Origin of the sequence: Kaistia granuli DSM 23481 (assembly GCF_000380505.1) — a bacterium.
GTDB lineage: Bacteria > Pseudomonadota > Alphaproteobacteria > Rhizobiales > Kaistiaceae > Kaistia > Kaistia granuli.
Window position 1 is genome coordinate 26,179 of the sequence record NZ_AQYH01000020.1, and the last position, 21,383, is coordinate 47,561.

A 21,383-nucleotide genomic window follows, 5' to 3' on the forward strand; every position below is an offset into this window, starting at 1 on the left:
GGAAGTGCGCTAGGTGAAAACCCTCATCCCGAGGGCGCCGGGGAAACCCCATTCGCCCTTGTTGCCGTGCCCAAGACCCATGGCGATGTGTCGCTTGATGCGAGAGATAGCATGAATATTTTCAGGGTCAAAGTAGTGGCGTTTCAACCAAATGTGAGCAACCCTGACGTCCAAACACATCTGCCCCTTACCTGTCTGCCTAATATATTATAAATGGCCAATGTCATGTCTCGATCAAGTGCTTGTTTGTCTCCAATTTTCGGCGCTGATAATTGTCAATGTGAGTCAAATTGTATGGCAGCAGTGCTAAACATTTCATGTTTACGTATGGTTGTATCCAGTTGATTGGATGCCGTTTGGGGTGTGGCGTTTCATGTTGGTGATGCCCGCCGGGGTTGCGGGCCTCCGGCGGGCCTCATAAAGCGGGCTTTTCCGACATTCGGGCCTGTCCGGGCAGCCCTGCCTTGGGCGTCAAACGGAGCCACTTGGCGGCAAATACCCGAAGTGAAGGCGCGGAGGGTTGCTTTGTCAGGAGAGACGGTGGGCTTTGTCAGGCTTTTAATCCTCCCAGACTACGTGCCCGGCGGACTATGCTACTGCAAGCTCTCAGGTAGATATTTGTATCTATACTTGTATTGATAACGAGCTTGCTGGCAATCACCGCCAGTATGGATGATCCGCAAGGCCCCCGTTCCGTACCCTGCGAAGGACGAAAGATCCGTACGCTAATTAATTCAATATTTGATTGAAAATTGTAGCAAATTGGGGTCGGCGTCAATCTATTTCCGCTGGTGCTTGTTTGGGGCGTCAGCACAAATCAATGATTGGAGCGATCTGTAGTATGATAATGCACGTCATTACGAACTACACGGCCAAGGCCGGCGCGGAGGCGATGCTGTCGAGGCTGCTTCGCGTCTCGATGGAGCCGGCCCTCGTCGTTTCTCTCATCGACATCTCAGACAGCAACCGGTGGCTGGAGGGGGGCTCCATCCGCTATGTGCCGCTCCAGTTGCAGTCGGTGGCCGGCGCGGTGCCGGCCATCGTCCGGCTTTCGCAGTTGATTGCGAAGGAGCGTCCGCGGGTAGTTCTCTGCTGGATGTATCACGCGATGATCGCGGGCGTGCTGGCTGCCCGCCTTTCCGGCCACCGCGTGCCGGTGTTCTGGAACGTCCGCCAATCGCTGGACGATCCTTCGGCATTGTCCTGGAACACCCGGCAGGCGGTCCGCCTGGCCCGACGGCTCTCCCGGTTGCCGGACGGGATCATCTTCAATTCCGCCCGAGCGATGGAGCACCATCGCAACTTCGGCTTCCGAAACGACAACATGGAGGTGATTCCGAACGGGTTCGAACCGGTTGCTGTGCAGCCGGCGTGCCGGAAGCCGGAGGTGTTCGGCATTGCGGCTCGGCTGCATCGGCAGAAGGATCACGGGACGTTCTTCCGGGCAGCGGCGATGGTTCACCAGCGGCACCCGGCGACGCGGTTCCTGGCGGTCGGCGCCGGGCTTCGCGACGACAACGAGATGGTGCGCAGCATGATGGCCGAGTCCGGCCTGCCGGATTCCGCCATCATGCTGCGTGGCGAGGTGGCCGACATGGATGCATTCTACCGGAGCATTGACGTGTTGGTGCTGTCCTCCCGCACGGAAGGCTTTCCCAACGTCGTGGCCGAGGCGATGAGCTATGGCAGGCCGGTGGTCACCACCGACGTGGGGGAGGCCGCCGCCGTGGTTGGCGACACGGGCCTGGTCGTCCCGCCCGGCAACCCGAACGCCCTGGCAGAGGGCATGTGCCGCATGCTCGATATCGATTTTCCCGGCTATGTCGACCTTTCGACGGCCGCCCGGCGCCGGGTCGACGAGAACTACTCGCTGCCGCAGGTCGTGCGTCGCTACGACACTTTCATCGGACACGGCTGAGAGGCGCCGGATGATCGTGCCTGGAGCTCGCAGATCATGACTGTGACAGCGAAACGCTTCTTTTCGTCCCCCGGATCGCAGGCCGATCTCGCACTGGAGTGTGAGTTCTTCTCGAATCTGAAGATGCGCAACGGAACGTTCAAGCTCACCCGGCCGTCACGTTTCGCGACGCTCGAGGCGGAGTTCGGTCCGATCGTCCGCGATCGCGTGAAGAATGGACCTTGCGCGGTGCTCGATATCGGCGCGTCGACCGGTCTGACGACCGTCGAACTCGCCGACTTCCTGCGCGCGCAAGGCGCTGTTCCGCAAGTCGTCGGTACGGATCTGTTCATCGAAGCGCATCTGGTCGACCTGGCGCCCGGCATCCACGTGCTCTCCGATCCGGAGGGCTGGCCGCTGCAATACGGTGTCGCCGGGATCGGCATACGAGCCTGGGTGCGACGGCTCGACTTCATCACGCTGGCCGCCTTGCCGCTGTTGCTTGCCCGCTCGCTGTTGCAGCCGCGGCTGCGCCGGCGCATCGCCGCGGGGGCCTCGGAATCCGTCCGGATGGAAAGCCGGGCGCTCAGCGGACGGCCGATCCGCCTCTTGGAGAACGACATCTTCGTGCCGGAGACGGGCTTCGAGCAGCGTTTCGATTTCATTCGGGCGGCCAACATCCTCAATCTCGGCTATTTCGGGCCCGATCGCCTGCGCATCGCGATTGCCAACATCCGGGCCTATTGCCGTGGCCCGGGAGCCCTCTTGCTGGTCGTCAAGACCGCGGGACAGCGGCATGACGGAACCTTGTTCGAACTGGGGGAGGCGGGGATCTTCGAGGTTCTGGACCGTATCGGCAATGGATCCGAGATCGAGGACCTGGTTCTTGAGGCGGGGCCTGAGCCGCGTCGACGGGAGGCGTCATGAGCCTGACCCGGTCCCTCCGCCACCTGCAGCGCTTCAGCATAGTTGCTGCCGTGGTGCTGCTCGCCGTGACGCTGTTCTCAGCCAAGGGGCATCTGGCCGTCCTGATCCCGCGCTGGGTCACCCTGCTTGATACGCCACCGAGCCCGGACCCCGGCTCAGAGATCCCGATCTCACCGAAATTGTCGAACGGGCGGCAGCGGGCCTTTCCGACGGCGGAGGGATTTGGCGCTGCTGCCCAGGGCGGCCGCGGCGGGCGAGTAATTTTCGTGACGACAACGGCCGATCGTGGTGAGGGGTCGCTGCGGGCCTGTATCGGCGCCGAGGGCCCGCGCACCTGCATCTTCCGGACCGGTGGGACGATCACCCTCGACTATGGCTCGCTGGTGGTGCTCAATCCCTTCCTGACGATCGCCGGGGAAACGGCGCCTGGCGAGGGGATCGCCATCCGAAATGGTCCGAGGCAGATCCGGCCGTCGCTCGAAATCGTCGCCCACGACGTGATCGTCCGGCATTTGCGGCTTCGCCCGGGGCCGCATGCCATCAAGGCCTGCTGCTCCGGCGCGCTCGGCTTCTACGGCAAGGACGCCACCGACATCATCGTCGATCATGTCTCGGCCAGTTGGGGCTCCGACGAGACGATCGATTCCGAAGGGGCAACCAATGTCACCTTCCAGTGGGGCTTCGTCACCGAGCCGCTGCTCGATGGCGGGCCCGGCAAGCAAAACCGGGCGCGCAACATGCTGATGACGAAGGGCGGCAACATCTCCGTCCATCACAACCTCTTCGCGTTCGGCAAGTTTCGCAATCCGCAGTTCCAGCTGAGCGATCACGGTGGTACGGCCGATGTCGTCAACAATGTGCTCTATTCGCCGATCTGGGATTATGTGATCAGCTTCAGCGACCGCTGGACCAAGGTGCGCGCCAATGTGGTCGGCAACTACAAGATCAAGGGGAAGCGAGAGAAGGACGACCATCTCGTCCATGCCTTCCCCGAAGGCGGGAACGGCTTCTCGATTTTCGTCGCCGACAACATCGACGAGACCTACCGGCCCGACGACTCGTTCGCCGATGACCTTGTCATCGCGGAGAAGTGGCGGGACTCCCTGGTTGCGACGCCCTTCGACGTGGCCGACGTCCGCCCCAGTTCGCCGCGTCAGGCCTATGACGACGTCCTGGCCCGGGCCGGCGCGACGCGGCCGATGCGGGACGCCGTCGACCTGAGGATGGTCGAGGCGGTCCGCACGCGTTCGGGCGAGCTGCTGAAGTCCGATCCGGCAAAAGTTGGTGGCTGGCCGCTGCTCGCCGCGTCGGCGCCGCCGGTCGACAAGGACCAGGACGGCATGGCCGACGACTGGGAACTCGCGATGGGCCTCAGCCCCTCCGATCCGACCGACGGCCAACTGGACCGGGACGGCGACGGCTGGACCAATCTGGAGGAATATCTGCACGAGTTGGCGGGCGATGGCGTCGGCATGCAATCCGTGAGGGTCGGCAATGCCCCAGCGCATTGAAACCGCCTTGTTGGAACGCGGCCCGAATTGGGGGTCAGGACCGCCGCGTCCTCTTCTTGCGCCGCCAGTTCGGCCCGTCGTTCAGGAAGGCGACCGAGGGGCCGATGGACAGCAGGATCGGGACCGCCCAGAAGCGGCCATAGACATGCGGCACCGCATTGATCAATACCGCGAACAGACTGAGCGTCGCGAAACCGCAGACGAAGACCTCGCGACTGTCGCGATAACGCAGCGGGAAGGCGACGGCGATGAAGCCGCCGGTCAGCATGATCAGAAAGCCGATCAGCGAGAACAGGCCGCCTTCGTTCCAGATCAGCAGGTACAGATTGTGGACCGGCGTGTGCCAATGGCTGATCTCGCGATACTGGTCGGCGCCATAGCCGACCACCAGCGCATCGCCGGCGAAGTGCGTCGCCTCGTGGATCAACTGCATGCGGTCGTCGAAAGTGCCGGCCTCGCTCAGATTGCCGCTCTCGAGACCGGTCAGCACCCGCTTCTGGAACGCCGCCGGCAGATGATCGCGGACGACCGGCGTATTCAGGCCGGACCACATCAGCAGGACGGCCGTGATGCCGATGGCGGCGCGCTGAGGGGTGATGGTGGCGATGAAGAAGACGCCCATGCCGTAGAACATGGCGTAGAGGGCGGTGTTCGAGCCGGTCAGCATGATGCCGTAGGTAATGAGCGGCAGGATCGCCAGGGTGATCAGCGGATGCAGGGTGCGCATGGCGGTCATAGACAGGATCATCGGCACGGTCAGGGCGATCAGGGCGCCGCATTCATTGTCGCGCTCGATGAAGCCCATCAGTCGGCCGCTGCCGCTGACGAAGGTGGTGTTGGTCTCGCCGACGATGTCGACGACGTAGATGCCGTGCAGGATCATCAGGACGACGGAGCCAATGAAGACCTTCATCAGGATCGTCGTTTCCGGCCAGGGGCGCCCGAGCAGGACGATCGGCAGCACGAAATAGGCGAACAGGTATTGCATCGAAAGGATCAGCCCGCGATCGACCACCCCGGCCAGCAGGCTGCTGGTCAGCAGGGAGCCGATCATCAGCGACACGCCGAGCAGCCAGTAGGCGGTTCCCGGCCCGAGCGGTTTCAGATGCAGCGAGCGGTTCAGGAACATGAAGCCCAGACAGAGGCAGGCGAAAGCGTCGCTCGCGGTGAAGTAGAAGCCCGGAACCCGCAGCACGTTCATCGGCGCGAAAAACACGACTCCGCACGCCAGGACGAATTCGAAGCGTCTCGCGGCGGAGCCGGTTCGCTGCACGGCTCGGACGGGCGGGGCCACGAGAGGGGGCGCGCCTGGAAAGGATGGAGACTGGTCCATGCGAGCTCCCGAGCGGAATGGCTGGCTGCATCGGTATGTGGCTCGATCCTAGCTGAAAATTTTGAAACCCAAACAGTAAACATAAGTTTACTGTTCTCTTGATGGGAGGGTGATACTTCTTTGGTTATTTATTCATGGGGGCTTATCACGAAATAATTTCAGTGCAGGTACATTGTGATGGATTCTTCGATTAAGTTCGACCGGACCGTCGGGCCGGGGACTGTAGATGAGGGGCTGACCCCAGCACGACCGTTGCATGTCATCGGCCTGCGCGAGACGCTTGCGTTGTTGCGTCGGCACAAATACTTCATTCTGATATTTGTGTTGCTCTGCATCGGTCTGCTTATGATCGCACTGGCGTCGATGAGCAACAGTTACACGGCAACCGCTGCGCTCGTGCTGGAGCGCAACGACACGCCCATGCTCGAAGCGGTGACGGAGTTGCAGGGAGAGGTGCGGGACCGCTCGGCCATGGAGACCGAGATGGACATCATCACTTCCCGCATCTTCGCCGGCCGCGTCGTCGACGCGATGAACCTGGTCGAGCACCCCTGGTTCAATACCTATCTCGCGGCGGCGAAAGATGCAGCCGAGCCGCCTGGCTTCCTTGATCGTCTGTTCGGGGCGTCGCCGCCCAGAAAGCTGCCGCCGGCGTCTGTGCAGCGCGACCAGGCGATCAGCATGTTGCTGTCCAGGCTGTCGGTGACACGCACGGGCGAGAGTCTCGCCGTTTCCGTTCATGTCAGCAGCTCCGACCCGGATCTTTCGGCAGCGATCGCCAACACGGTGGCGAACACCTATGTCGAGTGGTCGCGCAGCCTGAAGAAGGAGGCGATGACTGACGCGGTCAATTTCCTGCGCGATCGCGCCGCCCAGGTCGCCGCCCGGATCGCTCAGAATGAGCGCGAAATCTCCGAATTCAGCCGAACCAACGAGCTGGCATCCGACGCGCGCGACGACATCCTGCGCCAGCGGATCGACGGCATGAACACGCAGCTGACGGCGGCCAGGGTCGAACTTGCCGGCGTGCGCGCGCGCCGGGATCAGGGCCGCATCGTGCTGGAAGGGGGGGCGGATCTTGATGGTACTACGCTGACCTCCCCCTTGCTGGCGAGCTTGCGAGACAACAAGGCCACCCTGATGCGCGAACGGGCGCAGTATGCATCGAACCTGGGCGCCAACCACCCGCAAGTGCTCAAGGCGGATGCCGAGCTTGCCAGCGTCGACGGCATGATCTCGCGCGAGATCCGCCACATCGTCGATGAAATGTCGGGCGAGGAAGCGATCACTTCCGACCGCGTGCAACAGCTCGAAGCGCAGATATCCGAGCTGCGCGGGACCCTGCGCCAGCGCAGCCTGGCGGAGATCCGCCTGCGCGAACTGGAGCGTGATCTTCTGGCCGACCAGAAATTGCACGATCTGGTGGTCGGCCGCCTGGGTGGCCTCGATCCCTATGCCGCGGTGGCGAAGCCGAGCGCTCGGGTCGTGTCGGTCGCCGCCGTGCCGACCCAGCCATCCTTCCCGCAGAGAAGCCGCATCTTCGCCGGCGGCGTCATCGGGGCGAGTGTTCTGGCGATCTTGCTTGCCATCATGGTCGAGGCGGTCGACATGCGGATCCGCTCCGGGCAGCGCATCCTGCAGATCGCCGGCATTCCCAATCTCGCCAGCATCCCGAAAGGCGCCCGGCAATGGTTCAAGCGGCGCACGCCATCGCTGACGCGGATGCTGGAGGGGCCGCGCTCGCTTTATACGGAGTCGCTGCGGGCGCTCTATCTCGCCTGCCGGGTGCGGCTGCCGGTCGCCAAGCCGATCATCCTGTTTGCCTCGCCGCTTCCCAAGGACGGGTCGGCAGACATTGCGCTCGGCTTTGCCTTTTCGGCGGCGCATGATGGCGTCAGCACCGTGCTGGTCGATTTCGACCCACCGCCTCCGGAAATCTCGGGAATCCCGGCGGGCCCTTCCGGCTGCACGCTTGGCGACGTGCTCGCCGGCTCCTGCCGGCTGGTCGATGCGGTCCGTCCAGTCCCGGAAGTGCCGGGACTGGACATGATCACCGCCTTTGAAGCCCCCAACGGCGGTCATGCCGATTTGCAGATCCGCTCGGAGGATATGCGGCGGGTGATCGAAGATTTGCGCAACAGCTACGACATGATCGTCATTCATTGCGCACCGGTTCTAATCCTGGAGGACGCCAACTGGCTGCTGCCGTTCGTCGACGCGGTGCTGCTCGTGCTTCGGTTCGGCCATACGACCGAGCAGGACCTGACCAATGCCGTCTCGCGCCTGCAGATCAACCATGCTCCGCTGATCGGGACGGTCCTCAACCGGGTCGAGGCGCATTCGCAGCCGGGGCAGGAATCGCTCGGCGCGATGAACCATCCGCGGCAGGCCAGGAACTATCTTGAGGTTTGACGAACGGACCCGGAAGCCGATGGAGAGACGCGTGCAAGTGACTTCAGTCCAGCGTCGATGTCAGGAGGCCCATCTCTGTGAGGAGAAGGCGATTGACTGCCTCGACATCGAAGCGCGCCCGGGCGATTTCCCGCGAGCGCCGGCCCATCGTCGCGGCCAGTTTCGGGTTGACGATATAGCGCTCCATTGCCGCCGCCAGCGCTTCGGGATCGCGGGGAGGCACGAGATATCCGTTTTCTCCCGGTACGATGGCATCGCGACAGCCGGGCATGTCGGCGGTGATCACCGCGCGACCGGTGGCCAGCGCTTCCAGGATGCTGCGCGGCAATCCTTCGCGATAGTAGGACGGCAGGACGAAGACGGTACTGGCGGCGAGATAGGGCCGGACGTCCGTCGTCTCGCCGAGATATTCGACCGTTCCTTCCGTCACCCAGCGCTCGATTTCGTCGCGCGGGATCGCCAGCGGGCTGGGATCCTGCGGCCCGAGGATTTGGAAGCGCGCTTGCGGATGTCGCTGGCGCAGCCGGCGGGCCGCCTCGACGAAGTCGCGCGGCCCCTTTTCCCGGAGCAGGCGTGCGATCATCAGGAATACCGGGGCTCCCTCGGGCACCTCGGCGGCGGCGAAGCGCTGCAGGTCGATGCCCGATCCGGGAACGGTGACGATGCGGGCGAGATCGCGGATCATGCGGCCTGCCCGGATGTCGTCGGCGTCGGCCTGATTGTAGACAAAGACGCGACCGTCGCCGTGCAGGGCAATCCGGTAGAGCCAGGTGGAGACCCGGCGGATGAAGGGCAGGCGAGGGTTGGTTTCGTCGCCGCTGAAAACATAACCGAGCCCGGTCACCAGGGCGTGGCGCCGACGGACGCCGGCAAGGCGTGCGGCAATCAGGCCATAGATGATCGGTTTCATGGTGTAGGAAAGGATCAGGTCGGGCGAGAGCTGGCGCAATTCGCGATACAGGCTGGAGAGCGTCCGGACGTCTGCCCGTGGGTCGAGCCCGGCCCTCGCCATCGGAATGCGTACGAAGCGAACTCCGATCGCGGCGAGCGCCGCGATCGTCGGGGCGTCGTCCTCGGGGCCGAAGGCGACAACCTCATGGCCATTGTCCACCATCGTTTGAAGCAGTCGGTAGCGGAAATTAACCAGCGAGACGGTGTAGCTGCAAACGATGGCGATGGTCAGGCGCTGGGCAGTGGCGTTCCGGAAAGCCTGCGTACCGGCATGTTGCAGCATGAGCTTGTCATCTCCGCTTCGTGCGGGTCAGCTACTGCCGCCCCGCGGGTTGTTGCTTCGGAATGCAGGGTTGTTTTTCGTCATCGCGAGGATGATAGCATGAATTGAGATTACCAAAATTCAATATTCATTCTATATTAAGTTGATGGACGGGTATCTTTTATTCAGATGCTTCCAAATCTGAAGGCGTGATCATGTTGCTGTCGATTTTGATGAATAGACTCTTTGCGGCGTTCAGCGCGCTAAGTCTTGTTGTGTTGTTCGCCGCGCCGGCGCTGGCGGAGGAGAATGCGGGCGGCTCCCTGTCGACCGACTTCCTTCTGGCGCCGGGCGACACGCTCAAATTTGACATTCTGGATGACGAAAAGGAGCCGGTTGATCTGGTGATTGCGTCGGACGGATCGATCCAGGCGCCCTATCTTGGCGCCGTCTCTGTCGGCGGCAGGACGATCAGCGCGGCGCGGGAGCATCTGAACCAGAGCTATGTCGATCGCAAGATCTTCGTCGAACCGAAGATCGGACTGTCCGTCGCCGCCTTTCGCCCTGTCTTCGTGATCGGCGATGTGCGCCAGCCCGGTACCTACCCGTTCCAGGCGCAGCTTACCGTCGAGAAGGCAATGGGCCTTGCCGGGGGCCAGATCACGGCTGCCAATGCGGAAGATCCGGTTCTCGCCCGCGCGCGGCTGCATGGCGAGCTCGAGGCGATCGAGACGACTATCATCCGCGAGGGGCTGACCATCGGGCGGCTGAATGCGCTGCTGGATAACCGTGCGGATATCCGGGACGCGGACATTCCGGAAACGGCGCGGCCCTATGTGAAGGGACCGGTGGCGGAGACGTTGCGGGCTGTCGAACTGCGGATCCTCGAGGGGGACCGCAGCGGGTTCGAAGCGCGGAAGAAGATACTGGTCGAGGGCGTCGCCGAGGCCGAGATCGGGCAGAAGCTGTTGCAGGAGCTTTCCGGCAAGGTCGAGACATCGATCGAGTTCAGCCGGGCCGATCTGGAGCGCGGGCGCGGATTGCAGCAGCGGGGCATCAAGACCTTGACCGACGTGTCCAACCTTGAGCGCCAGCTGACCCAGGAGGAGGCACGGCAATTGCAGGTTCTGAGCGACCTCTCCGACGGTCGGCGCGCCATGGGGACCCTGCGGAGCCAGATTGCCGAGCTCGAGCAGGCCCGGCACATGCAGGGGCTGACGGAACTCCAGTCGCATACGGCAGAACTGGTCACGGCCATCGGCTCGCGCCGGACGTCCGAGGAGCAATTGCTGCTTCTGTCCGCGCTGTCGGCGCAGGAGATGGCGGCGAACAAGGAGGTCATCCTCGACTTCACGGTCCGTCGCGGCACCGCAGCGGGCAATGTCGACATCACGGCGAAACCGTCGACGCTGCTGCAGCCGGGCGATGTCGTCGTCGTCAGCATCCGCAGCACGCGCGAGAACGCACCTCTGGCGGTGATCCAGCCGACGGGAGTCCTGCCGTCGCAATAGTCCGTCCCGGCGGCCCGGATCGTGGGCCATCCGTTCAGCGCTGCTTTCCATGGGGTGCCAGATGCTTGCGGGAACTGAGAAGGAGTTTGTGACCCGGATCGCCCATGGGAGCTGGGCGCCGGTGTTGGCACAGCGGGGCGTCGCGCTGTTGGCCCTGCTGGTGGTGGCGCTGCCGGCGCTGGCGACGGCGGGCCTGCTCTGGGTCTCGCTGGGGCGGCCGCTCCTTTTCCGGCAGGAGCGTAGCGGCCTTGGCCAGCGTCCGTTTCGGCTCGTCAAGTTTCGCACCATGCACGATCTCCGCGACACCGAGGGGCGCCCGCTGCCGGATGCACAGCGCGAGACGGCGATCACCCGCTGGGTGCGCCGCACGCGGCTCGACGAGATTCCGCAGCTCCTGGCGATCCTTGCCGGCGACATGAACTTTATCGGCCCGCGCCCCCTGAAGCCCGAGACGATCGCCTCGTTCGGCACCCTGGGCGAGGTGCGGTGCCGGGTGCGGCCGGGCCTGAGCGGTTGGGCCCAGGTCAACGGCAATACGCGCCTCACCAATGCCGAGAAGCTGGCGCTCGACATCTGGTATGTCGACCATCGCTCGCGGGCGCTCGACGCGCGCATCCTGCTCCTGACGGTCTCCACCATTCTGGGAGGGGAGCGGGTTCGCAAGCAGCCCCTGGCGATGGCGGAGGCGCATCTCGCCGCCCGCTCGGCCGGTCTAGGCGGCGACTATCCGGCCAGCTGGGAGGGGTCGGCATGAACATCGCCTTCATTGGAGCGGTCGAAGGGTCGGCGATGGCGCTGCGGGCGCTGCTGGACGCCGGCATGGCCCCTGGTCTCGTCATCACCTTGCCGCCCGAAGCGGCCCGCCGCCATTCGGACTATGTCGATCTCGCGCCGCTCGCCCGCGCGGGAGGCAGCGCGCTCGTGCATGCGGTCGACATCAACGGTCCGGAGGCGGTCGAAGCGCTGAGGCGCTTCGAGACGGATTTGGCGCTGGTGATCGGCTGGTCGCAGGTCTGCCGCGAGGAATTCATGTCGATCGCCCGGATCGGCAATGTCGGCTTTCATCCCGCGCCCTTGCCCCATATGCGTGGCCGGGCGGTCATCCCCTGGACCATCCTGCAGCGGGAGCGGGAGACGGCGGCGACATTGTTCTGGCTCGATACCGGCGTCGATTCCGGGCCGATCCTGCTGCAGGAAGTGATCACGGTCGGCGACGAGGAAACCGCGCGCGGCCTCTATGACAAGCAGACCGGCGCGCTGGCGCGGCTGTTGCCGATGGCGGTGGCGTTGGTCGCCAGTGGCGAGGCACCCCGGATCGAGCAGGACCATAGCCGCGCCACCTATTGTGCCAAGCGGACGCCAGAGGACGGCCGGATCGACTGGCGCGAGCCGGCCGAGTCGGTGCTGCGCCTGATCCGGGCGGTCGGCGATCCCTATCCCGGCGCCTTCACTACCCTGGACGGTCAGAGGCTCATCATCGACGCGGCGGCGCCGTTGCCGGAATCCTATCGCTATATCGGCCTGCCCGGGCAGGTCCAGATCCATACGCCGGCCGGGTTCGCGGTACGCTGCGGCGACGGCGAGGCGATCGACGTCATCGCATGGCGGCGCGAGGGCGATGTTTCCGGCCGGCCCCGCCTTCATTCCAAGCTCGGAGCCAGCTTCGCATGACGGGATCCCTGGAGAGTTTCGGGCGCACGCTGGTGATCGCGCCGCACCCCGACGACGAGATCCTGGGAGCAGGCGGCACGATGGCGCGCCTGGCCAGGGCGGGTCTCGAGGTCGTCGTCGCCGTGGTCACCAGCGGCCAGCCGCCGGACTTCTCGGCGGAGCAGGTGGCGAAGGTGCAGGGGGAGGCGGCGCGCGCGCATGCCTTGCTAGGCGTGCGGCAGACGCTCTGGCTCGGCCAGCCGGCGGCACAGCTCTTCGATACGCCGCATGCCCAGCTGAACGCCGCGCTGCGGCAGGCCGTGTGCGAGGTCAATCCGACGACGCTCATCATTCCCTTCATCGGCGACATCCATGCCGACCACCAGCTGACCTTCCTCTCGGCCATGGTGGCGGCGCGGCCGCACCAAGCCGAATTCCCGGCGACCATCCTCGCCTATGAGACCTTGTCGGAGACCAACTGGAACGCGCCCTATGTGACGCCGGGTTTCCTGCCGAATGTCTATATCGACGTTAACGAGACGCTAACAATGAAGCTGGAGGCGATGCAGATGTTCGCGTCGCAGCTGCGCCCTTTTCCGCATGAGCGCTCGGTCGAGGCGCTGAACGCGCTCGCCATGTTGCGTGGGGCGGCCGTGCATTGTCGCGCGGCCGAAGCCTTTGTTCTCGTGAGGCATGTGATCCGGCCCTGAACCGGCCATCGAAGGAGGTCCGTCGTGAATCGTTGGCCCCATTTTGACGAGGAGCAAATCGAGGACGTCGTCGCAGTGCTGCGGTCGGGCAAGGTCAATGCCTGGACCGGCAGCAAGGTCGGCGCCTTCGAGAAGGCCTATGCCGAGCTGATCGGCCGCCGCCATGCGGTCGCGCTGGCCAATGGCACGGTCGCGCTCGATGTCGCGCTGCACGCGATCGATCTCCAGCCGGGCGACGAGGTGGTCGTCACCCCGCGCAGCTTCGTCGCGTCGGCCGCCTGCGTGCCGATGGCGGGCGGCGTCCCGGTCTTCGCCGACATCGATCCGGACAGCCAGGCGATCACGGCGGAAACCATCGCCGCGGTTTTGACGGCGCGAACCCGGGCGGTGATCGTCGTACATCTCGCCGGCTGGCCGGCCGATATGGACGCCATCATGCGGCTGGGCCGTGAGCGCGGCTTCGCCGTCATCGAGGATTGCGCGCAGGCGCACGGGGCCGAGATTGGCGGACGCCCGGTCGGCAGCTTCGGCGACATTGCCGCCTTTTCCTTCTGCCAGGACAAGATCATCACCACGGGCGGCGAGGGCGGCCTTCTGGCGATGGACGATGATCTTCTCTGGAAACGGGCCTGGAGCCGGAAGGACCACGGCAAGAGCTACGACGCGGTGTTTCAACCTGCGCCGTCGCCGGGCTTCCGTTGGCTGCATGAAAGCATCGGTTCCAACTACCGGATGATGGAGATCCAGGCGGTGATCGGGCTGCGGCAGCTGACCCGGCTGGCGGACTGGCACGCGCAGCGCGCGCGGAATGCCGACATTCTGATGCAGGCGTGGAAGGATCTGCCGGGCCTGCGCACGCCTGTTCCGCCGGCCGAGATGCGCCATGCCTGGTATCGGTTCTATACCTTCGTGCGGCCCGAGCGGCTGAAGCCGGGCTGGAGCCGCGATCGCATTCTGGCGGCGATCACGGCGGAAGGGGTGGCTGCTTTCACCGGAAGCTGTCCGGAGGTCTATCGGGAGAAGGCGTTTGTCGCCCATGGCTACGGCCCGGATGCGCCACTTCCCGTCGCCGCGGCACTGGGCGAGACCAGTCTCGCCTTCCTCGTCGATCCCTGCCAGGACGGCCAGGCGATGCAGCGTGTGGCGGATGCCGTCGTCAAGGTGATGACGGTTGCGACGGAGGCGCCGATCGCCGCGTCCGCGACGAGCCCGGCCGAGGGCGGCTTGCGCGCCGTGGCCGCGGAATAGGATCGCACGATGCATCTCACCCTTCTCATCTCGTCGGCAGGCAGGCGCGTCGGGCTGATCGATTGCTTCCGCCGATCGGCGGCGGCGGCGGGCATCTCGCTCGATATCCTGGCCTGTGACATGGAGCCCGGCTTGAGCGCCGCCTGCAACGCGGCCGACGAAGCCTTCGCCGTGCCGCCCTATGGCGATCCCAGTTTCGTCGATGCGATCCTTGATATCGTGCGCGATCGCGGCGTTGACCTTGTGGTGCCGACGATCGATCCCGAGCTCACGCCGCTGGCGGCCGCGATCGACCGGTTCGAGGCGATGGGTGCGCGCGTTCATGTCAGTCCGAGCTGCGTGATCGACGTGGCGCGTGACAAGATGAGGACGGCGGAAGTGCTTGCCGGCGCCGGTGTGCCGGTGCCGTGGACCGTTCCGTTCATGGCTGGCAGTGTGCTGGGGCAGTCCGGCTGGCCGGCCTTTCTGAAGCCGTCGGCTGGCAGCGCCAGCCGGGGCATCCGCATCGTCAATGGTCCGGGCGATCTGCCCGAGGCCATCGACGAAGCCATGGTGCTGCAGCAATTGCTGGTGGGGCCGGAATTCACCGTGAACATGTTCATCGATCAGGGGGGCGTGCTGCGCAGCGCCGTGGCCCATCGTCGGCTGCGGGTGCGGGCAGGGGAGGTCGAGAAGGGACGCACCGAGCGCGATCCGATGTTCCGCGAACTGGCCGAGGGCGTGGCGAGGGCGCTGCCCGAGGCGCGCGGCGTGCTCTGCTTCCAGGTCATCGTCGATGAGGAAACGGGGCCGCGCGTCTTCGAGATCAATGCTCGTTTCGGCGGCGGCTATCCGTTGGCCCATCATGCCGGCGCGGAATATGCGCGCTGGCTGCTGGAGGAGGTCGCGGCGCTGCCATCGACCGCGCATGACGACTGGCGATCGGGCGTCCTGATGCTGCGATACGACGCCGCGATTTTCGAGGGATGAACGGAGCCGGCGATGCCAACGCCCGTGCTGATCGTCTTCGATCTCGACGATACGCTCTATCTGGAGCGTGATTTTGCACGCAGCGGCTTTGCCGCGGCCGGTGCCTGGCTGCAGGAGCGGGCCGGCATAGCGGGGCTCGGCGAGGTGTGCCGAGCATTCTTCGATGCGGGCCTAAGGGGGCGGATATTCGACGAGGCGCTAGCGTGTCTGGGCGTCCCGCCCGACCCGGCGCTGCTGGAGCAACTCATCTCAGTCTATCGTTCGCACGAGCCGGATATCGCGCTCGCGGCCGACGCGGCGCGTTACCTCGACGGACGGGATGGCCTCGTTCCAAGCGCCCTGATCACGGACGGCCCGGCCACCACGCAGCAGGCCAAGGTGCGGGCGCTCGGTCTCGACAAGCGTCTCGATTGCATCGTCTGCACCGGGGCGCTGGGTCCCGGACGGGGCAAGCCGCATCCCGAAGCCTTCGAACGGGTCGAAGCTTGGGCCGCGCGCTACGGCCTGCCGCTCGCCTATGTCGCCGACAACCCGCTCAAGGATTTCGTGACGCCCCGGGCCCGCGGCTGGTGGACCGTTCAGATCGAGCGCCCGGAGCGCGTCCATCATGTGGTGGCGCCAAACGCGGCGCATGCTGCCCATGCCCGGATCGCCAGTCTCGATGAACTCGACGCCTGTCTGGCGCGTCTGCTTCCGATTGACCCGAGACCTGTAAGGCCTTTCCCGACTGATACCTCACGCCGAATACCTATTTCGTAGATCGCGCGCCGAGAACGACGGAGAGCTTTCTCAAGCCGAGGACATTTCGTGACATTCGCCGTCATTCGAACGCTTGGGCGCACTCGCCAATTCTGGCGGCAGAAGGGGGCGATGCGCACCCGGCTTCTCAATATCGGCCATCTCCTCACCGGCAACCTGTTCGGTTCCGTGACCGGCATGCTCGCTTTTGTCGTCACGGCGCGCGCGCTCGGCCCGACCGATTATGGTGTCCTCGCCTTGACCTACAGCTACACCCGGGCTGTCGAGCGTCTGATCTCGTTTCAGTCCTGGCAGCCGCTCATCAAATATGGCGCCGAGCTGCAGGGCGCCGAGCATCACGACGCGTACCGGTCGCTGCTGAAATTCGGCCTGGTGGTCGACATGTCGGCAGCCCTGATGGCCTATCTGGCTTCGATTGGACTGGCGCTGCTGTTCGGTCCGTTGTTCGGGATCGGCGACGAAGCCCTGCGGCAGGTGCTGATCTATTCGACGGTACTGCTGTTCCAGATCAACGGATTGCCGACGGCCGTCATCCGCCTCGCCGGCCGGTTCAGGCTGGTCGCCTATGGGACGCTGGTGGGCGGCCTCGTGCGTCTCGTGCTTTGCACGATCGGCCTGGTGATCGGGGCGGACTTGTTCTTCTTCGTCATCGTGTGGACCGTGACCCAGATTATGGGAGCGATCTCGCTGCTGTTCATGGCCTTTCTCGAGCTGCGCCGGCAGGGCGTTCGTAATCTCTGGAACGCCCCGCTGCGAGGTGTGACCCAGCGCTTCAAGGGGCTGGTGTCGTTCACAGTCGGCAGCAATGTCGAGTTGACGCTGCGATCCAGCGCCAACGAGTTTGATACGCTGATCGTCGGCATGCTGGCCGATCCCACTGCGGCCGGCCTCTATCATATCGCCAAGCGGCTGGGACGGCTTATCCTGCAGCTCGGCGTGCAGGTGCAGGCGGTGCTCTATCCCGATGTCGCGCGGTTGTGGGCCCAGCATGCGTTCGGTGAATTTCGTAGTACGGTCCTGCAGATGGAAATCCTGCTGATGGTCTTCGGGCTCGGGATACTGGCGGCGACGGCGCTCTGTATTCGTCCGCTGCTCTACTGGACCGCGGGGCCCCAGTTCATCGCAGCGGCGCCGCTGGCCGTGGTGCAGATGCTGGCCGTGGCGATGCTGTTGAGCGGGGGCGCGGTTCGAACCGCGCTTCTCGCCATGGGGCGCCAACCTGCCATTCTGAAGATCGTCCTCGTGGCGACGATCGCCTTCCAGGTGACGGCGTTCTCGATGATCCCGCTGGTCGGGGCCATGGGCGCCAATATCGCCCATGTCGTCATGGCGACCTTCATCCTTGTCGGATTGCTCTACGTCTATCGCTCTGCCCTCGCGAAGGAGGCGGCGCATCCCGTCGCCGGGCCGATCGTCGGCGATGGGGCCGAGACGCCCGTGTCAGCCGGGCCTGTCGCGGCTGGTTAGCGCGGTATGGACGACATCGTCCCAGCCGACCATCACGCGTCGGCTCGAGAAGCGCAGGGCTGAGCTCGCCGCGGTGGCTCCAAGGTGCCGGCGCAGCGGCTCGTCAGCGAGCAGTCTCGACAGACCGGCTGCGAGCGCCCCGACATCACCATCCGGCACCAGAAGCCCGTCCTGCTCATGCGTGATCATTTCGTCGGGCCCAAAGCGGCAATTGAAGGAAATCACCGGCAGCCCTGCCGCCATTGCCTCCATGAGCACGATTCCCCAGCCCTCATAGCGGGACGACAAGACGAAGACGTCGGCCGTCTCGATCCAGAGTCCAGGCCGCTTCGTGACCCCCGGAAGTTGGACACGATCCGTCAATCCGAGCGCATCGCGTTGCGCAGTGAGCCGGCCCCGTTCCGGGCCTTCGCCCCAGATCACCAGCGTCCAATCGGGGTGAGCGGGCGCTACGCGGGCAAAGGCCTCCAGGAGAAGATCAAATCCTTTTTGCTCAACGAGCCGTCCAACCGCGGCGACGATCTTGTTGCCGCGTCGGGGCTGAAGATCGGATGGCAGGTTCACCTGGTTCGGTATCACCCAGCCGATTGATCTCTGATCCTGTGGGAACAGCTCCATCGCGCCCTTCGTCATGGTCACAAGCCCGAAGGCGCGCGGATAGAGCACGCGACGTAGCCACGACCAGGTTCGTCCGATCGTCTGCAGTTCCGGGTTGTTGCGTTCCGATATCACCACGCGAACGTCGAGTCCGTCCGCTGCCAGCAAGGTGAGAATGTTTGTCCGGGTGAGAAAGCTGATGATCAGATCGGGCGATTGGCGCTTGAACTCCCCGCGCAACCGTCGAACGCGTTGTACGGCGCGCCAAAGCGCCCGCAACGGCCGATAGCGGCCGACGGGCAGGTTGAGGCGCACCAGCTGGATGCGCGCGTCGAGCGGGTAGTAGGGCGGCGTCGCCTGGCTCTCCAGCGTCACGATCGTAATGGGCCAGCCGCGCTCTACCCAGATATTGGCGAGAAAGCTGACGACCCCCTCGCTGCCGCCTGCTCCGAGGCTCGGGAGGACCATGACAATGTGGGGAGTCCGGACGGCCGATGCGCTTTCACTCGTCCCCACGGCGGGTTCCGTTCCCGCCGTCGGAGCCGGGTCGCTTGGCATGACCGGCCCTTTCTTCGTTTCACGCGGGACCGGCCGACAGCCGGGCGTTCCGCGAAAGCCGAGACGCGAGTGAGTGTCGGTGCGACAGATTGTCGGACTCATAACATGAGCGTTATTGGCCACGCACTATGATTTTCCTGACCTGTCAAACGGCTCCCGCCATGGCTCAATGGACTGTCCGATCGAGGGATCGAGCTTTTTGGTGCCGTCGGGAATGCCGTAGGCGACCGGCGGAAAGTTCCGTTTGGTACGACGGCCGTTCCGGGCCATGGGACCGTAGGAATGCGCAATGACCCCATCGTGGTCTGCTTTCCGTTCATCGGCGAGGAGATCGGCGGTAGCCACATATCGGCGATCAAGCTGATCGAGGCCCTGGATCCGGGGCTCGTTCGGCCGATTGTCGTGCTGCATGTCGCGGACGGTCCGGTTGCCGCCTATCTGAGGGAGAGGGGCGTTCCGTTCATGGTTGCGCCTCTCGGGGCAGGAGCCGTGCGGGGTGGAAAAGGCACGCGGGGGCCGCGTGCGTTCTCTCTGCCGCTGCGGGCGGTCGGTCCCCTGACCCGGTTTCTGCGGAGCCGGAACGTCGCCATTGTCCATACCAATGACGGCCGGATGCATGCCATCTGGGCGCTGCCGACCTGGTTGGCCGGCGCCCGCCAGGTTTGGCACCATCGTGGCGATCCGGATGCCCGGGGTGTCAACTGGCTGGCGCCGCTGCTGGCGAGCCATATCGTGACGGTTTCCCGCTTTGCTCAGCCGGCTCGTCCGGTTCTGGCTGTCGGGCACAAACTTTCCGTGGTGCACAGCCCGTTCGATCCGCCGATCGATGTCGAGGATCGAGCCGATGCCCGCGCTCGGCTGGTTGAGATGCTAGGCTGTCCCGAGACGACATCGTTTCTGGGCTATTTCGGTCTGTTGATCGACCGCAAGCGGCCGCTCGGCTTCGTCGACGTCGTGGCGGCTTTCGTCCGCCGTCATCCCGAGATCCCGGTGATCGGCCTCCTCTTCGGCGTGCCGGGCAAGTCAGTGCCGGAACTGGATCAGGCTGTTCTGCGACGAGCGGAAGCGCTCGGTGTCGTCGATCGCATTCGCCTGATGGGATACCGCCAACCGGTTGAGCCCTGGATGCAGGCCGTCGATATCCTATTGGTGCCGGCGATCCGCGAACCCTTCGGTCGAACGCTGATCGAGGCGATGTTCCTAGGGACGCCGGTGGTGGCGACCGATGATGGCGGCAATCCCGAAGCGATCGAGCATGGCGTCAACGGCATTCTGGTGCCACCCGAGACGCCCGATGCCTTTGTCGAGCCGATCTACCGGCTGCTCACGGACGACGGCCACCGTCGGCAGATCGTGGAGGCGGCCCGGGCGCGTGCTCACGCCACCTACAATGTCGAGACACATGTCGCCCGACTGACGGCGATCTACCAGACGCTTCGGCGACGTGCCGACGGCACATCCGTAAGTTCGGCCCGGAGAACCGCTTCATGAGAATGCAGGACATCGACTTCCTGATCATAGGCGCTGCGAAAAGTGCCACGACATGGCTGCAGAGATCCCTTCAGGCGGATCCGGCCGTTTTCATGCCGGATCCGGAATTGCACTATTTCAGCCGGACGTACGAGAACGGCGATGCCTGGTATCTCCGCCATTTTGACGGAGCGGCCAGCTTCCGCGCGGTCGGCGAAAAGTCGAACAGCTATCTCGAAGACCCGGCGGCGGCAGCGCGCATCGCGCAAAAGCTGCCTCGGGCGAAGCTCGTGGCACAGTTGCGATCGCCTGTGGAGCGCGCCTATTCGGACTATTGCATGATGTTCCGGCGCGGCGAGGTTGATCGGGACGTGGCGGGCCATCTGGATCCGCGCCGTCCAAAGGAGAACCGGTTTCTCTCGGGCGGATTCTATTGGCGTCAGCTCCAAGTCTACTACGACCTGTTTCCGCGAGAACAGCTTCTGGTGACGTTCTACGAAGGTATCCATGACCGGCCGGAGAAGCAACTGGCGACCGTTCGCGCCTTCCTGGACCTTCCTGCCGACGAGGTGGCGCATTTCGTCCAGCGCAAGGTCAAGGACAAGACGACTCCCATGCTGGGGCCGAGGCTCCGCCGCATTCTCGGGCCGGTGAAGCCGATGGTCGCCCCGTTTCGAGGCTCGGCGCTGTTCCGCAACATGCATGCGGTTCTCGCCGGCGAGATCCGCTACAGCAGCCTGCCCGACGACGTTCGCGATCGCCTCGTCGACTACTATGCGAACGACGTCGAGGCGTTGGGTCGCCTCATTGGCCGCGACCTGTCGGGCTGGTTGAGGGGTGACGCAGCCCCACCTGCCGAAACGCGGGATGACCTGGCACCGCGACTGGTTGTGCAGAGCCATGAAAAACCCGATTCCACAGCAGGGTTTACCTGACACGTACCTACGTTTCCCTGTCCTATACACCGAGTGACTCTTGTCTAAAGATGGCGTGTCGATACCGAGTAGTATTCGGGAAGACGTGGCTGGGCGCGATTTTATATCGCTTCAATATTGATCAGGGATCTGGCTGGATTGCTCCTCCAAAGCGATTTGGAGGTGATTGGATTGCTTTTCCTGTTTCTGGATGGCCGGGTCGGTAGTATTTGAGGG

At 64.4% G+C, this 21,383-nt stretch carries 17 protein-coding genes; 14 read left to right on the forward strand and 3 right to left on the reverse strand.

Annotation, left to right across the window (positions count from 1 at the left end):
- The first annotated feature begins 847 nt into the window (after positions 1-847).
- The 3 genes from G342_RS0121720 to G342_RS0121730 are packed head-to-tail and all read left to right on the forward strand — an operon-like array spanning position 848 to position 4,335.
- Entirely contained in the window at positions 848-1,918 is a 1,071-nt protein-coding gene (locus G342_RS0121720) for a glycosyltransferase (protein WP_018185282.1), read from the forward strand.
- Positions 1,919-1,954: 36 nt separating this feature from the next.
- Positions 1,955-2,824, forward strand: a complete 870-nt coding sequence (locus G342_RS0121725) for a hypothetical protein (protein WP_018185283.1) — start codon at positions 1,955-1,957, stop codon at positions 2,822-2,824.
- Entirely contained in the window at positions 2,821-4,335 is a 1,515-nt protein-coding gene (locus G342_RS0121730; RefSeq protein ID WP_018185284.1) for a hypothetical protein, read from the forward strand. Before G342_RS0121725 ends, G342_RS0121730 begins: the two co-directional genes overlap by 4 nt.
- A gap of 34 nt (positions 4,336-4,369) precedes the next feature.
- On the opposite strand, the gene G342_RS0121735 is transcribed toward G342_RS0121730, so the two are convergent.
- A complete protein-coding gene (locus G342_RS0121735) occupies positions 4,370-5,551 on the reverse strand; it encodes an O-antigen ligase family protein (protein WP_018185285.1) in 1,182 nt (393 codons plus the stop codon).
- A gap of 369 nt (positions 5,552-5,920) precedes the next feature.
- Here G342_RS0121735 and G342_RS0121740 point away from each other — a divergent pair, with 369 nt between their 5' ends.
- The gene (locus G342_RS0121740) at positions 5,921-8,080 is read left to right on the forward strand and encodes a GumC family protein (protein WP_018185286.1); all 2,160 of its coding nucleotides are present in this window, start codon (positions 5,921-5,923) and stop codon (positions 8,078-8,080) included.
- A gap of 43 nt (positions 8,081-8,123) precedes the next feature.
- Here the strand turns inward: G342_RS0121740 and G342_RS0121745 are convergent, their stop codons facing one another.
- A complete protein-coding gene (locus G342_RS0121745) occupies positions 8,124-9,314 on the reverse strand; it encodes a glycosyltransferase family 4 protein (RefSeq protein ID WP_018185287.1) in 1,191 nt (396 codons plus the stop codon).
- Positions 9,315-9,526: 212 nt separating this feature from the next.
- Here G342_RS0121745 and G342_RS0121750 point away from each other — a divergent pair, with 212 nt between their 5' ends.
- From G342_RS0121750 to G342_RS24970, 8 genes are all read left to right on the forward strand, one after another.
- Positions 9,527-10,804, forward strand: a complete 1,278-nt coding sequence (locus tag G342_RS0121750; RefSeq protein WP_198010852.1) for a polysaccharide biosynthesis/export family protein — start codon at positions 9,527-9,529, stop codon at positions 10,802-10,804.
- Positions 10,805-10,892: 88 nt separating this feature from the next.
- Positions 10,893-11,558 (forward strand): sugar transferase, encoded by a 666-nt coding sequence (locus G342_RS0121755; RefSeq protein ID WP_245557317.1) that lies wholly within the window; start codon positions 10,893-10,895, stop codon positions 11,556-11,558.
- Positions 11,555-12,475: a methionyl-tRNA formyltransferase gene (locus G342_RS0121760; protein WP_018185290.1), complete on the forward strand. Its 921-nt coding sequence runs from the start codon at positions 11,555-11,557 to the stop codon at positions 12,473-12,475. Before G342_RS0121755 ends, G342_RS0121760 begins: the two co-directional genes overlap by 4 nt.
- Positions 12,472-13,164 (forward strand): PIG-L deacetylase family protein, encoded by a 693-nt coding sequence (locus tag G342_RS0121765; protein WP_018185291.1) that lies wholly within the window; start codon positions 12,472-12,474, stop codon positions 13,162-13,164. Before G342_RS0121760 ends, G342_RS0121765 begins: the two co-directional genes overlap by 4 nt.
- 24 nt (positions 13,165-13,188) lie before the next feature.
- A complete protein-coding gene (locus G342_RS0121770) occupies positions 13,189-14,412 on the forward strand; it encodes a DegT/DnrJ/EryC1/StrS family aminotransferase (protein WP_018185292.1) in 1,224 nt (407 codons plus the stop codon).
- Between the two features lie 9 nt (positions 14,413-14,421).
- Positions 14,422-15,381, forward strand: coding sequence for an ATP-grasp domain-containing protein (locus G342_RS0121775; RefSeq protein ID WP_018185293.1), 960 nt, complete (start codon positions 14,422-14,424; stop codon positions 15,379-15,381).
- A 12-nt stretch (positions 15,382-15,393) separates the two neighbouring features.
- Entirely contained in the window at positions 15,394-16,140 is a 747-nt protein-coding gene (locus G342_RS24965; protein ID WP_018185294.1) for an HAD family hydrolase, read from the forward strand.
- A 111-nt stretch (positions 16,141-16,251) separates the two neighbouring features.
- Positions 16,252-17,607, forward strand: a complete 1,356-nt coding sequence (locus G342_RS24970; RefSeq protein WP_018185295.1) for a lipopolysaccharide biosynthesis protein — start codon at positions 16,252-16,254, stop codon at positions 17,605-17,607.
- Here the strand turns inward: G342_RS24970 and G342_RS0121790 are convergent.
- Positions 17,581-18,672, reverse strand: a complete 1,092-nt coding sequence (locus tag G342_RS0121790) for a glycosyltransferase family 4 protein (protein WP_245557318.1) — start codon at positions 18,670-18,672, stop codon at positions 17,581-17,583. The two genes, G342_RS24970 and G342_RS0121790, sit on opposite strands and share 27 nt — an antisense overlap.
- Before the next feature lie 372 nt (positions 18,673-19,044).
- On the opposite strand from G342_RS0121790, the gene G342_RS24975 reads away from it, so the two are divergent.
- Positions 19,045-20,253, forward strand: a complete 1,209-nt coding sequence (locus G342_RS24975) for a glycosyltransferase family 4 protein (RefSeq protein ID WP_018185297.1) — start codon at positions 19,045-19,047, stop codon at positions 20,251-20,253.
- Positions 20,250-21,167: a sulfotransferase family protein gene (locus G342_RS24980; RefSeq protein ID WP_156831063.1), complete on the forward strand. Its 918-nt coding sequence runs from the start codon at positions 20,250-20,252 to the stop codon at positions 21,165-21,167. The genes G342_RS24975 and G342_RS24980 overlap by 4 nt, the downstream gene beginning before the upstream one ends.
- Positions 21,168-21,383: the final 216 nt, after the last annotated feature.